A 12,077-nucleotide genomic window follows, 5' to 3' on the forward strand; every position below is an offset into this window, starting at 1 on the left:
GCCGCCCGTGGCCAGGTCAGAAAACACCTCATGTCAGATCCATGGCCCATCTCCTGCCGCGGGGAGCCCCGCGGAATCGCGGTATGGAGCACGAACTTCACCTGCGGCAACAACGGGTCCTCACCGCTAGGACCCCTCGACGCGAGCCCGCGCGGCCCGGCGTATAACGACCTACACGGTTCCACATCGTAGGAATCGGTGTCATATCGTGGACGAGCGACATAAGGTCCGGGACATGTCGCCGAGAACCCTCTTGCGGGCCGTCATGGCCGTTTCCGCCGTCGCGCTCCTCGCCGCGTGCAACGCCTCGGTCAAGGACCCGGCCGCCCAGAACGCCGCCGGGCCCGCGCTGGTCCTGATCACGCCGAGCCCGGTCGGGGTCAACGACTTCCTCAAGCTCGCCGTCCAGGGTATCGAGGACTCGGCCAAGAAGCACAACGGGACGCAGAAGGTGTTCCAGAGTACCGATCCGGCGTCGATCCAGCAGAATCTCGCGGCCGCGGTGCGCGAGAAGCCCGCCGTGATCGTCGCCGTCGGCTTCAACTTCGCCGACGCGATCGCGGCCGAGGCCGAGCGCAATCCCGAGCAGAAGTTCCTGTTCGTGGACTCCTGCACCACCAAACCGTTCCCGAACGTCACTTGCGCGGTGTTCCGCGAGCACGAGGGCACCTACCTCGCCGGTGCCGAAGCCGGGCTGCTGAGCAAGACAGGCAAGGTCGGCGCGGTCGTCGTGCTCGACGCGCCTCAGTTCCACCGGTACTCGATCCCGTTCGGCAAGGGCGCGGAGAAGGCCAAGCCCGGCACCACGCTCGCTCCGCTGTTCATCGGCGGCGCGAATCCGTTCAACGATCCGGCCAGGGCGAAGGCGCTCGCCACCACGCTCGCCGGCCAGGGCGTCGACCACGTCATGGGCGCGGCCTCCGCGGCGGGCAACCTCGGTGTCTTCGAGGCGGCCAAACAGGGCGGATTCTTCGCGTTCGGTGTCGACGCCAACCAGTGCCCGGCCAGCCCCGGGCAGGTCGTGGACAACGTCATCAAACGGACCAACGTCGTCATCGGCGACGGGGTCGAGGCGATCCTCGGCGGCAAGACCGGCGAGACGAAGTCCTATGGTGTCAAGGAGAAGGGTATCTCCTTGACCGGGCTCGAGCCGGACGCCGCGACGTCGCAGTGTGTCGTCGCGAGCCATCCCGACGTGCTGGCGAAGGTCGGCGAACTGCGGGACCAGATCATCTCGGGCGCGATCGTCGTCGATGACCCCGCCGAATCCTGACGCCGTCTCACTCCGGGGGATCGTCAAGCGGTTCCCTGGAGTGCTCGCGAACGACCACGTGGACCTCGACGTCGGCGCGGGCGAGATCCACGCCCTGATGGGTGAGAACGGCGCGGGCAAGTCGACGCTCATGTCCGTGCTCTACGGTCTCCACCGGCCCGACGAGGGCACGATCTCCTTGCACGGCAAGGAAGTGTCCTTCGGCTCGCCCGCGCAGGCCATCGACGCCGGTGTGGGCATGGTGCAGCAGGGGTTCGCGTTGTTCGGCGGACTCACCGTCACCGAGAACGTCGTGTTCGGCAGTGAACCCACCCGGCGCGGCCTGCTGGACCGCAAGGCGGCGACGGCCCGCGTCACCGAGCTGATCGAACGGCACGAACTGCGGCTGCGGCCCGGTGACCGCGTCCGCGACCTGCCTGTCGGACTCCGGCAGCGCGTCGAGATCCTCAAACTCCTGTACCGCGAGGCCGCCGTCCTGATCCTCGACGAGCCCACCGCCGTGCTGACCCCGCCCGAGACCGAGCGGCTGTTCGGCGTACTGCGCACGCTCGCCGGGGAAGGCCGCACGATTCTGCTGGTATCGCACAAACTCCAGGAGGTTCTCGCCGTCAGCGACCATGTCACGGTGCTGCGGGACGGCCGCGTCAGCGCTCGCGGGCGCACGGCGGACCAGACCGCCGCGGGACTCGCCGCGGCGATGACCGGACGCGAGGTCGACCTCGACCGCGTCCATCCGGCCGGATCTCCTGGCGCCGCCGTCCTCGAAGCCCGTTCCCTGACCGTTCCCGGCGTGGAAGGAAAACCCTTGCTGGACAACGTGTCCCTGACCGTGCGCGCCGGGGAGATCGTCGGCGTCGCCGGGGTCGCGGGCAACGGCCAGGCCGAGTTGTCCGGCGCGATCACCGGCCTCCTGAAGACCGGCGGCGAGATCGTCCTCAAAGGACAGAGTATCGACGGCCCGTCGGTCCGCGCACGCCGGGACGCGGGGCTCGCGCACGTTCCCGAAGATCGCGCCGAGGTCGGCTCCGCGCCCACGGCGAGCCTCCGGGAGAACCTGGCTGTCGGCTTCCATCGTAAGCGACCCTTGGTGCGCAAGGGATTCTTGCGTCGTAAGGCGGTCGATGACCACGCGTCGGCGATCATCGAGGCCTATGACGTCCGTGGGGCGGGCCCCACCGCCGCGATGGGCACGCTGTCCGGCGGCAACCAGCAGAAGGCGATCTTCGGCCGCGAACTCACCCACAGCGCGCCGTTCCTGCTGGTCGAGCAGCCCACTCGCGGGGTCGACGTCGGTGCGATCGAGAACATCCACGCCCGGCTCGTCGCCCATCGCGACGCCGGGCACGCCGTCCTGCTGATCTCCGCCGAACTCAGCGAGATCCTCGCGCTTTCGGACCGCGTGCTGGTGCTGTTCGAGGGCCGGATCGTCGCGGAATTCACCAAGGACGAAGCCGATCCGCACACGGTCGGCCTGGCGATGGCCGGAGGTGCCGGATGACCCGCGTCCGCCTCATCGCCGTCCCGGTCGTCGCGGCGCTCGTGCTCGGCGCGATCCTGTTGCTGGCCACCGGAACCGATCCGCTGGCCGCCTATGGCGCGATCCTTTCGGGCGCGTTCGGTCCCGACGGTATCGGCGACACGCTCGCCTACGCGGTCCCCGTCGCGGGGATGGCCACCGCGCTCGCGATCCCGCTGCGCGCGGGCATGGTCAACCTCGGCGGTGAGGGGCAACTCGTGCTCGGCGCGATCAGCGCGCTCGCCGTCGGGCTGTACGTCCCCGGTCCTGGGCTGGTCAAAGTCGTTTTGGCACTGCTCGCGGGCACTCTCGCCGGAGCCGCGTACGCCGCGCTGGCCGCGGTCTGCGAGAACCGCCTGGGTGTCCCGCTGCTGATCAGCACGTTGCTGCTGAGCTATCCGGCGATGTCGCTCGCGGGGTATCTGGTGCGATTCCCAGTGAAGGACGCCGGTTCCAGCCTGCCGCAAAGCCCGCAGCTGCCCGAAGGCGCACGGCTGCCCGAACTCGACGGCGTGACGACCGGGATCTTCCTGGTGGTGGCGGTGATCGCGGTCTACGCGGTGATCGACGCTCGCACGCCCGCCGGTTTCGAGACGAAGGTGACCGGCTGGGCGCCGCGATTCGCCATCTACGCCGGGATCGACCGGCCGAAGCTCACGGTGCGGCTGCTGGCCGTGTCGGGCGGGACCGCCGGACTGGTCGGCGCGATCGCCGTCCTCGGCTTCCCGTACCGGTTCATCGACGGCGCGCTGATCACGCCGCAGTACACCTGGATCGGCCTGCTCGCGGCGCTGCTCGCCGGGGCCAGCCCGCTCGGGACGCTGCTCGCGGCGGTCTTCTTCGCGGCGCTGACCAGCGGCGGGTTCGCCATGGAACGCGCCACGCAGGTCCCGCGCGAGCTGACCGCGGTCCTGCAAGCGGTGCTGATCATCTTCCTCGCGGCCACCTCCGGGGTCTTCAAGCGGAAGGCGAGGCGGGCATGATCGACGCGAGCCTGTTCTCCTCGGCGCTCACCGCGCTGACACCCATTCTGTTCGCCGCGCTCGCGGGCGCGCTGTGCCAGCGGGCCGGGGTCTTCAACATCTCCCTCGAAGGATCGCTCCTGGTCGGCTGCTTCGGCGCCGTCGCCGGGAGCTGGTACACCGGCAGCGCCTGGATCGGCGTCGTCGTGGCGGTGATCGCGGCGACGGCGTACTCACTGATCCTCGCGATCGGGTCGATCACCTTCGACGGCGATCCGATCGTGCTCGGCGTCGCGAGCAACCTGCTCGCGGTCGGGCTGACGAGCTTCCTCATCCGCACGGTCTTCGGCACCGAGGGCTCGTTCAGCGATCCCACGCTGCGAGGCTTGGGGCAGTTCGGCCCGATTCCCGGGCAGTCGTTGCTGGTCTACCTGTCCTGGCTGGCCGTGCCCGCGCTCGCGGTGCTCCTCTACCGGCACCCGTGGGGCCTGCGGCTGCGCGGCGTCGGCGAACGTCCGGAGGCGGCGTCCAGCCTCGGCGTCGACGTGACCAAGTACCGCTACGGAGTGATCCTCGCCGGGGGAGCGCTGTGCGGTCTCGGCGGCGCGCAACTGGCGCTCGGCTCGGTGACGCTGTTCGCCGAGAACATGACCGCCGGCCGGGGCTGGATCGCCGTCGTCGCGGTCATGCTGGGTCGCGCGCATCCGCTCGGGGTGCTCCTCGCGGCGCTGCTGTTCGGCCTCGCGGAGGCGTTCGGCTTCCGGCTCCAGGGCATCGGCCTCCCGCAGCAGGCCACCGATGCCGCGCCCTATGTCGTCACGCTCGTGGCGCTGTTCCTGTCCAATTTCAAGCGCAAGAAGGGACAGCCCGCGTGAGCGACGTCCTGCCCATCACCAAGATCCCCCGGCACGGACTGCCGCCGCGCGCCGTCGTCGTGGGCGACCCGGACCGCGCGAGAGCGGTCGCCGAAATGCTGGACGACGCCGTCCTCGTCGGTCAGAACCGCGAGTACCGCAGCTACACCGGCACCTGGAAGGGCGTCCCGGTCGTCGTGTCCTCGCACGGCGTCGGCGGGCCCGGCGCGTTGTGCCAGTTCGGCGAGCTGGCCGAGGCGGGCGTCCGCACGTTCCTGCGGCTCGGCACCGCCGGATCGCTGGCCGACGGGATCATCGACGGCGACCTCGTCATCGCCGAGGCGGCGGTCCGCGACGACGGCGTCACCCAGCAGCTGATCCACCCGGAGTACCCGGCGTTCGCCACCCCGGAGGCCGTCGTGGCGCTGAGCCGCGCCGCCCCGGAGGCGCATCGCGGCGTGGTGTGGACGCGGGCCGCGTTCAGCCCGCTGGTGCTCACCCTCCCGATGGCCGATTACCTGGCCGCGCGGGTGATCGCCATTGAGATGGAACTCTCCACACTGCTGGTGTTCGCGGCATTGCGTGGCCTGCGGGCCGGTGGTGTGCTCGTGATCGACGGCGACGCGCGGCCCGAGCATCCCGACCCGTCGGCCTACGACCCGCATCGCGACGTCGTGGCCGAGGGGGTGGCGAGGGCGACTCGCGTCGCCCTCGACGCCGTGGTCGAGTTGGAAGGGGCGGAATGACGGAAGTGTGGCGAAAAGCGGCTCTCGAGCTGGCGGGCACTCTGGCGGCGGACGCCGCCGAGCGCGACCTCGCCGGACGGCTCCCGGTCCAGGAGGTCGGCCTGCTGCGCGAGTCCGGCCTGCTGCCCCTGCTCGACACCGCGGGCTGGGCGGCCGCGAACCAGGCCACCCGGATCGTCTCCGCCGCGGACGCGTCGGTCGGGCATCTGCTCGGCTACCACTACCTGCAACTGTGGCGCACCGGCCTCTTCGGGCCGCGCGCCGCGAGCGAACCGGGCTGGTTCTGGGCGGGTGTGAGCAACCCGCTCGACGCCGCCCTGCTCCTGACCCCGGCCGACGGCGGGTTCACGGTCGAGGGCACCAAGACCTTCGCCACCGGCGCGGCCGTCGCCGATCGATTGGTGGTCAGCGCGACGAGGACCGACAACGGCGAGAAGCTCACCTTCGTCGTGGACGCGCGCGCCGACGGCATCACCTTCCCCGGTGACTGGGACAACATCGGGCAGCGGCTCACCGCGAGCGGCGCTGTGCGGTTCGAGGCCGTCCGGCTCACCAAGGACGACGTCCTCGGTGCCCAGCCCGAGGACCAGTCGGATCCGAAGGTGCCCCGTGTCTCCCTGGCGTCGATCGGGTTCCAGCTCATGCTCGCGCAGGTCTACGTCGGCCTCGCGTGCGGCGCGCTCGACGCCGCCGCGGGCTACACGCGCGAGACCGCGCGGGCCTGGACACTGTCCGATGTGGACAAAGCGACGCAGGATCCGTACACGCTGGCCGGGTACGGCGAGCTGGTCGCGACGGCGCGGGCGGCCGGATTCGCCGTCGACGCCGCGGTTGCCGCCCTCGGCGAGGCCGACGAGCGCGGGTTCGACCTGTCTCCGGCCGAGCGCGCCGAAGCGGCGATCGCCATCTCGTCGGCGAAGATCGTCGCGAGCCGGGCGGCCGTCGAAACCACGAGCAAGGTCTTCGAGTTCACCGGCGCGCGGGCGACGGCGACCAAGTACGGTTTCGACCGGTTCTGGCGCAACGCCCGCACGCTGACCCTCCACGATCCGGTGACCTACAAGGCGCGCGAGGTCGGCGACCACTTCCTCAACGGGATCCCGCCGTGCCTTTCGGGGTACAGCTGATGACGCTGCCGATCCTCGCCGAAAGCGTCCGCCTCGACGACGACGGCGTGCACATCCTCGACCGCCGTGTCTTCCCGTTCGCGCGGGAATGGGTGCTGTGCCGGACTTCGGAAGAGGTCGCGGTGGCCATCGAGGACATGGTCACCCAGTCGTCCGGGCCGTATTTCGCCGCACTGGGCGCGATGGTGCTCGGCGCCCGTGAGGCGTCCGGGCTCCCCGACGCCCGCGCGTACCTGGAGCGCGTGGGAGAGCGGATCATCGCCACGCGCAAGACGAACAACCACCTGCGCAAGGCCGTCGCCGCCGTTCTATCCGAAGTGGACAAGTCGACGGGCGACCTGGTCGAGGCGGCGACGGCGGGGGCGCGAGCGGGCGACGAGCTGTACCGGTCGCGCAGCCGTGCGCTCGGCGAGGCCACGGCGGCGCTGGTGCCGGACAAGGCGACCGTGCTGACGCATTGCTGGGCGGATCTGTACCTGGTCGAACTGGTGCTGGCCGCGCGGCGGCAGGGCAAGGAGTTCTCCTTCCTCTGCACGGAAACCCGGCCGTATCTGCAGGGCGCGCGGCTCACCGCCGAGACCCTCGCCGAGATGGGCGCCGACACCCGGCTGATCACCGACGGGATGGGTGCGGCCGTGCTGTCTTCGGGAGAGGTCGGCGCGCTGGTGACCGCGGCCGACCGGGTCACCATGGACGGCCACGTCGTCAACAAGATCGGCACCCTGGGGCTTGCGGTGGCGGCGGAGGCGTTCGGCGTGCCGTTCCACGCGATGGTCCAGGCGCCGGATCAGGCCGCGCCGACCGGCGCCGACGTGCCGATCGAGTACCGCGACGGCGACGAGGTGCTGAGCGCGCTCGGCCACCGTGTCGCCAGCGAACGCGTTCGTGGGCACTACCCGGCTTTCGACGTGACACCACCGCGTTTCGTGACCAAGGTGGTGACCGACCGCGGGGCCTTCGAACCAGGACGGCTCCGCGAGTACTACGCAGAAGGGGAAGCGAACCAGTGACCGCAACGCTGACCGCCCGGTGGGTGGTCCTCGACATCGAGGGCACGCTGACGGCCACCAGCTACGTGCACGTGACCCTCTACGACTACGCGCGCCCGAGGCTGGGCCCGTGGATCGACGAGCACCCGGAAGACCCCGAGGTCGCCGGCGCCGTCGCCCGGATCAAGGAACTCGGCGGGCTCCCGGCGGACGCGTCCACTGTGGACATCGTGCGGGTGCTGCACGGCTGGATGGACGCGGACCAGAAGATCGCGCCGCTGAAGACGTTGCAAGGCCTCATCTGGCAGCGCGGGTACGCCGACGGCGACCTGACGACGGAGTTCTTCGGCGACGTCGCCCCGGCCCTGCGTTCGTGGCACGGGTCCGGGCTGCGGCTCGCCGTGTTCTCCTCCGGCTCGGTCGCCGGGCAGGTCGCGTCGTTCTCGCGGACCACCGACGGCGACGTCACCGGCCTGTTCGAGAAGCATTTCGACACCGTCAACGCCGGGCCGAAGCGGGAGGCGCCGTCGTATCGCGCGATCGCTTCGGCGCTGGCGGCCGAGCCGGGCGACGTCGTGTTCTTCTCCGACGTTCCGGCCGAACTGGACGGGGCCGTCGCCGACGGCTGGCAGACCGTCGGCCTCGCGCGCGACGGCGAACCTTTCGGCGACGCGGATTTCGGGGCACACCGGACGATCCGGACGTTCGACGAGGTGAAGGTCGTTCCTCGATGAGTGTCTTGGAACTCGCCGGACGCGCGCTCGCCGAGGAATCCGCCCGGTTCGCCGGGCTCGGCTGGATGCGGGGCACGTCGGGCAACCTCTCGGTGGTGCTCGGCCGTGATCCGCTGCGGGTCGCCGTGACCGTCAGCGGACGGGACAAAGGCGAGCTGACCAGCGATGACGTCGTGGTGGTCGGCGAGGACGGGCTGGCCGTGGCCGACCAGCCGAATCCGGACAAGGTGCCCTCGGCCGAGGCCGGGCTGCACGCCCGGATCGCGGCCGTGTCGGGCGCGGGTGCGGTGATCCACGTGCACGCGCTCGCGCCGGTCGTGGCCGCCGAGCACTGGCCGGACGGCGTCGAACTGCGGGACCTGGAGATGCTCAAGGGCTTCGGCCGCGCGGCGCACGACGACCTGGTGACGATTCCGGTGATCGCCAACGGCCAGGACATGCGCGTCCTCGGCGACGCGTTCGAGGCGGGGTTCCGGGCGGACACGCCGGCGGTGATCGTCGCGCGGCACGGGATCTACGTCTGGGGCGATGACCTGCGCCACGCGCGTCATCGCCTGGAATGTTTGGAGTGGTTGCTCCGGTTCCGGGTAGAGACAAGACTCGTCACTGGAGAAAGGGGAGTGCGATGACCCTGCTGACCGTGTGGCCGGACGACCGGCCCGGCGAGATCGCGCTCAGGACCGAGGATCCGGCCGTGATCACCGCGGAACTGGGACGGCTCGGCGTCCGGTTCGATCGGTGGGAACTCGTCGCGGACCTGCCGCGCGAAGTGACGCCGGAGCAGGTGCTGGCCGCTTACGAGGAGCCGATCGGCAAGGTCTCGGCGGCCGAGGGGTACACCTTCGTCGACGCCGTCCACATGACGCCGTCCGACGAGCCCGGCTGGGCCGCGGAGGCCGCCGAAGCCCGGCAGAAGTTCCTCGCCGAGCACACCCACGACGATGACGAAGACCGCTTCTTCGCCCGTGGGTCCGGCGTGTTCTACCTGCACGTCGGCGGACGGGTGTACGCGGTGCTGTGCGAGGCGGGAGACCTGCTGAGCGTGCCCGCGAACACCACGCACTGGTTCGACATGGGCACGCGGCCGGACTACGTGTCGGTCCGGTTCTTCCACGACGACGGTGGGTGGGTCGGGAACTTCACCGGTGCCAAGCTGGCGGGGGACTTCCCGGACTTCGACACTTTGACCGCTGGGCGCCACTGACGCTTCCCGCCTGTGACGAGGTGAAGGGAGCTTTCCCCGCATGAGATGCGGGGAAAGCTCCCTTCATGCGCGCTGCCGGGTCTGTCAGGCGGGGGTCCAGAGGGCAGGCACGTTCGGCGGCTCCCAGCCGGGCAGGGACCGGTGGCCCTGACGGCAGACGTAGGCCGAGCCGTTGTAGGTCACCCGGGCACCGGTGGCGTAGTCGGTGTTGGGCTTCCAGGCGTCCGACGGCGCCGTGGTGGTCGTCGTCGGGGTGGTGGTGGTCGTCCGCGTCGTCGTCGGACTGGTCGTGGTGGTGGGTGTCGTGGTCGTCGTCCCGGTGGTCGTGGTGGGTGTGGTGGTCGTCGTCGGCGGAGCGCCGCCGCCGCGCGGGTTGTCCGACGCGATCGCGTAGGTCGTCCCGCCGAAGGTGAACGTGAAGTTCGACGGGGACGCGATCGGCATGTAGTAGTTCAGCCGGATCTCGACCGTGGCACCCGGGGCGATGTTCTGCCAGGTCGGCACGGTCACCGCGACATGCTGGAAGTCTCCCTTCATCCCGCCGACGTTGGGCCCGCTGTGGCCCTTGCTCGTGACCGCCAGGCCGAAACCGGACTGGTCGGACATGCTGCCGGGCGCGCTCGTGCCGTAGTCGAACTCGATCTTCGTCCCACCGGGGATGGTGGTGGTCGAATTGTTGGTGATACGCATCCGCGGGGTGATCGGGTAGTTCGCGTCGCCCAGCGCGAATCCGGTCAGGTTGACGTTCGCGTTCAGCACCGACGACGGCGCGGGACGCGACGACTTCGAGGCGCCGTACGGGGCCGCGCCGCGCAGGCCGTCGTTGATCTTCGTGATCAGCGTGTCACCCATGAAGTACTGGCCCTTGGCGGCGTCGAAGGCGTAGTCGCCCGCCAATTCCCAGATCATGACGCCGCCGATGCCCTTGTCGGCCACGTACTTGGCCTTCGTGGCGAGCGACTCTTCGTCCTCAGTGGACAGGAACACCTTCTTGTCGTTGTTCCACAGCCACGGCGTCACCATGCTGTTGTCGTAGTGCCGGTTGTAGGTGCCGGAGAGCCGGTCTTTCGGGTTGTTCTTCGGGTCCAGCCCGTACTTCTCCAGGTAGTCCGGGGTGATCTCGTTCTCGAGGTTCTTCGCGTGCCACATGGGGTTCGCGCCCGCGGGTACCTCGGCGCCCGTCAGGCTCATGTCGTGCCAGAGGTTGTCGATGCCGATCGCGCCGTTGCCGCACGGTACCGTCGAGCCGACCTGGGATCCGGTTCCCGGTGGACACTGTTTCTGATCCGGCAACGGAGCGGTGCCCCACAACCCGTTCGTCCCGCCGGACACACCTTGCCAGCCCCGGGTGTAGAACCCGACGCCGATGTTGATCCGGCCCGCCTGCATGGCACCGCGGAAGTAGTGATACGCCCAGTCGGTGTTGAGATAGCCTTGCCCGTCGTACTGCGGTGTCGTGTACACCTGCCAGTGCGCGAGTTCCGCGTCCTTGCCGTTGTCGTAGAGCGCGGCGTTCGGCCCGGCGAACTGGTTCCACGCGCCGTGCAGGTCGTAGCTCATCATGTTGGCGTAGTCGAGATACTGCGTGACGCCGTAGACCTCCTGGCCGCGCAACAGCCAGCCGGACGCGGGGACGGCCGCGGTCAGCAGGTAGTGCTTGCCGTCGGCGGCGCCAGCCTGGTCGATCTTCTGGCGCAGCGTGCGCATCAGGTTCTCGTAGCCCGCCCACAGGGTGCCGCGGTTGGCCTGCGCGATCCAGTAGTCGTCCGGGTTTCCGGCGTAGTTCGCCGAGGTCGCGTACTCGTAGTCGATGTCCGCGCCGTTGAATCCGTAGTCGCGCAGGAACTTCACGACGGAATCAGCGAAGGTGTCGATGCTCGCTTGGCTTTGTGTCATCTTGTAGAAGCCGCCCGACGCGTTGCGCGTGCCGTCCGGGTTGAGGAAGCCGCCGGTCTCGGCCCAGCCGCCGATCGAAACCAGCGTCTTCACGTTCGGGTACTGCTTCTTGTACTTGTTCAGCAGATTGAAATGTCCCTTGTAGGGCAACGCCGGATCCATCTCCGCGCCGGGCACGCCCGGCCATTCCATGCCGATGGACTCGTTGTTCGGGCCCGGGGCGCCGACCGACACCTTGTTCTGCGCGTCGACGTGTGCGAACGCGTAGTTGAGGTGGGTGACCTTGGTCCACGGGATGTTGTTGGCCAGATACGCCGGTGCGCCGTTCTTTCCGGTGCGCCAGCTGGTGAAGTAGCCGATCACGCGGCGGGAATGCCCTTCCCCCAGTGATTCCCGGCCGTTCGTGTCGTAGACGGTGCAGTACGGGGTGTCGACGCCGGGTGTCCGGTACAGCCCGTCGGGACGGCAGTCCTCGTGGCCCGCCGCGCTCGAGGTGGTGGGGCTGATGACGACGATCATGAGTCCGGCCAGCGCGATGAGCGACGCCAGCAGGGGGAGTAGTTTCCTGGTTCTCCTTGGCACGCCGAAACCTCCGACAGTGGAAGATGGCCCTCGGTCTCAGCAGCTTGAGCCGCTGACCAGGCGTGCGTCAATAGGTGTAGACCAATTTCCATCCTGTGCCGTACGGCGGAGCAGACCTGTGCTTCGTCAGGTCTGGTCTTCGTCGAAGACGGACGGCGATTCGGGCGGTGGTACGTAAGCCAGGCCTGTCAACA

Annotated in this window: 11 protein-coding genes; 10 read left to right on the forward strand and 1 reads right to left on the reverse strand. The window is 69.5% G+C overall.

What is annotated here, in order from left to right:
- Positions 1-235: 235 nt before the first annotated feature.
- Genes HDA45_RS35465 through HDA45_RS35510 form a run of 10 tightly spaced genes read left to right on the forward strand, consistent with a single transcriptional unit; the run spans position 236 to position 9,405 of the window.
- Positions 236-1,273, forward strand: coding sequence for a BMP family ABC transporter substrate-binding protein (locus HDA45_RS35465; RefSeq protein ID WP_246480893.1), 1,038 nt, complete (start codon positions 236-238; stop codon positions 1,271-1,273).
- Positions 1,254-2,771, forward strand: coding sequence for an ABC transporter ATP-binding protein (locus HDA45_RS35470; protein ID WP_184902856.1), 1,518 nt, complete (start codon positions 1,254-1,256; stop codon positions 2,769-2,771). Before HDA45_RS35465 ends, HDA45_RS35470 begins: the two co-directional genes overlap by 20 nt.
- Positions 2,768-3,772, forward strand: coding sequence for an ABC transporter permease (locus HDA45_RS35475; protein ID WP_184902858.1), 1,005 nt, complete (start codon positions 2,768-2,770; stop codon positions 3,770-3,772). Before HDA45_RS35470 ends, HDA45_RS35475 begins: the two co-directional genes overlap by 4 nt.
- The gene (locus HDA45_RS35480) at positions 3,769-4,626 is read left to right on the forward strand and encodes an ABC transporter permease (RefSeq protein WP_184902861.1); all 858 of its coding nucleotides are present in this window, start codon (positions 3,769-3,771) and stop codon (positions 4,624-4,626) included. Before HDA45_RS35475 ends, HDA45_RS35480 begins: the two co-directional genes overlap by 4 nt.
- Positions 4,623-5,351 (forward strand): phosphorylase family protein, encoded by a 729-nt coding sequence (locus HDA45_RS35485; protein ID WP_184902862.1) that lies wholly within the window; start codon positions 4,623-4,625, stop codon positions 5,349-5,351. The genes HDA45_RS35480 and HDA45_RS35485 overlap by 4 nt, the downstream gene beginning before the upstream one ends.
- Positions 5,348-6,478: an acyl-CoA dehydrogenase family protein gene (locus tag HDA45_RS35490; RefSeq protein ID WP_184902864.1), complete on the forward strand. Its 1,131-nt coding sequence runs from the start codon at positions 5,348-5,350 to the stop codon at positions 6,476-6,478. Before HDA45_RS35485 ends, HDA45_RS35490 begins: the two co-directional genes overlap by 4 nt.
- Positions 6,478-7,488 (forward strand): translation initiation factor eIF-2B alpha/beta/delta subunit family protein, encoded by a 1,011-nt coding sequence (locus tag HDA45_RS35495; protein WP_184902866.1) that lies wholly within the window; start codon positions 6,478-6,480, stop codon positions 7,486-7,488. Before HDA45_RS35490 ends, HDA45_RS35495 begins: the two co-directional genes overlap by 1 nt.
- A complete protein-coding gene (gene mtnC, locus HDA45_RS35500; protein ID WP_184902868.1) occupies positions 7,485-8,201 on the forward strand; it encodes an acireductone synthase in 717 nt (238 codons plus the stop codon). The genes HDA45_RS35495 and mtnC overlap by 4 nt, the downstream gene beginning before the upstream one ends.
- A complete protein-coding gene (mtnB, locus tag HDA45_RS35505) occupies positions 8,198-8,830 on the forward strand; it encodes a methylthioribulose 1-phosphate dehydratase (protein ID WP_184902870.1) in 633 nt (210 codons plus the stop codon). Before mtnC ends, mtnB begins: the two co-directional genes overlap by 4 nt.
- Positions 8,827-9,405: a 1,2-dihydroxy-3-keto-5-methylthiopentene dioxygenase gene (locus tag HDA45_RS35510; protein ID WP_184902872.1), complete on the forward strand. Its 579-nt coding sequence runs from the start codon at positions 8,827-8,829 to the stop codon at positions 9,403-9,405. The genes mtnB and HDA45_RS35510 overlap by 4 nt, the downstream gene beginning before the upstream one ends.
- 84 nt (positions 9,406-9,489) lie before the next feature.
- Here the strand turns inward: HDA45_RS35510 and HDA45_RS35515 are convergent, their stop codons facing one another.
- Complete coding sequence (locus HDA45_RS35515) at positions 9,490-11,883, reverse strand: chitinase C-terminal domain-containing protein (RefSeq protein ID WP_184902874.1); 2,394 nt, start codon at positions 11,881-11,883, stop codon at positions 9,490-9,492.
- Positions 11,884-12,077 lie beyond the last annotated feature (194 nt).

It is taken from the genome of Amycolatopsis umgeniensis (assembly GCF_014205155.1).
GTDB classification, from domain to species: domain Bacteria; phylum Actinomycetota; class Actinomycetes; order Mycobacteriales; family Pseudonocardiaceae; genus Amycolatopsis; species Amycolatopsis umgeniensis.

Excerpts from the sequence above, each read along its gene's own strand:
- mtnB (WP_184902870.1), top strand. The coding sequence starts at position 8,198 with ATGAGTGTCTTGGAACTCGCCGGACGCGCGCTCGCCGAGGAATCCGCC.
- HDA45_RS35495 (WP_184902866.1), top strand. The coding sequence starts at position 6,478 with ATGACGCTGCCGATCCTCGCCGAAAGCGTCCGCCTCGACGACGACGGC.
- HDA45_RS35470 (WP_184902856.1), top strand. The coding sequence starts at position 1,254 with ATGACCCCGCCGAATCCTGACGCCGTCTCACTCCGGGGGATCGTCAAG.
- HDA45_RS35475 (WP_184902858.1), top strand. The coding sequence starts at position 2,768 with ATGACCCGCGTCCGCCTCATCGCCGTCCCGGTCGTCGCGGCGCTCGTG.
- HDA45_RS35480 (WP_184902861.1), top strand. The coding sequence starts at position 3,769 with ATGATCGACGCGAGCCTGTTCTCCTCGGCGCTCACCGCGCTGACACCC.
- HDA45_RS35465 (WP_246480893.1), top strand. The coding sequence starts at position 236 with ATGTCGCCGAGAACCCTCTTGCGGGCCGTCATGGCCGTTTCCGCCGTC.
- HDA45_RS35490 (WP_184902864.1), top strand. The coding sequence starts at position 5,348 with ATGACGGAAGTGTGGCGAAAAGCGGCTCTCGAGCTGGCGGGCACTCTG.
- HDA45_RS35510 (WP_184902872.1), top strand. The coding sequence starts at position 8,827 with ATGACCCTGCTGACCGTGTGGCCGGACGACCGGCCCGGCGAGATCGCG.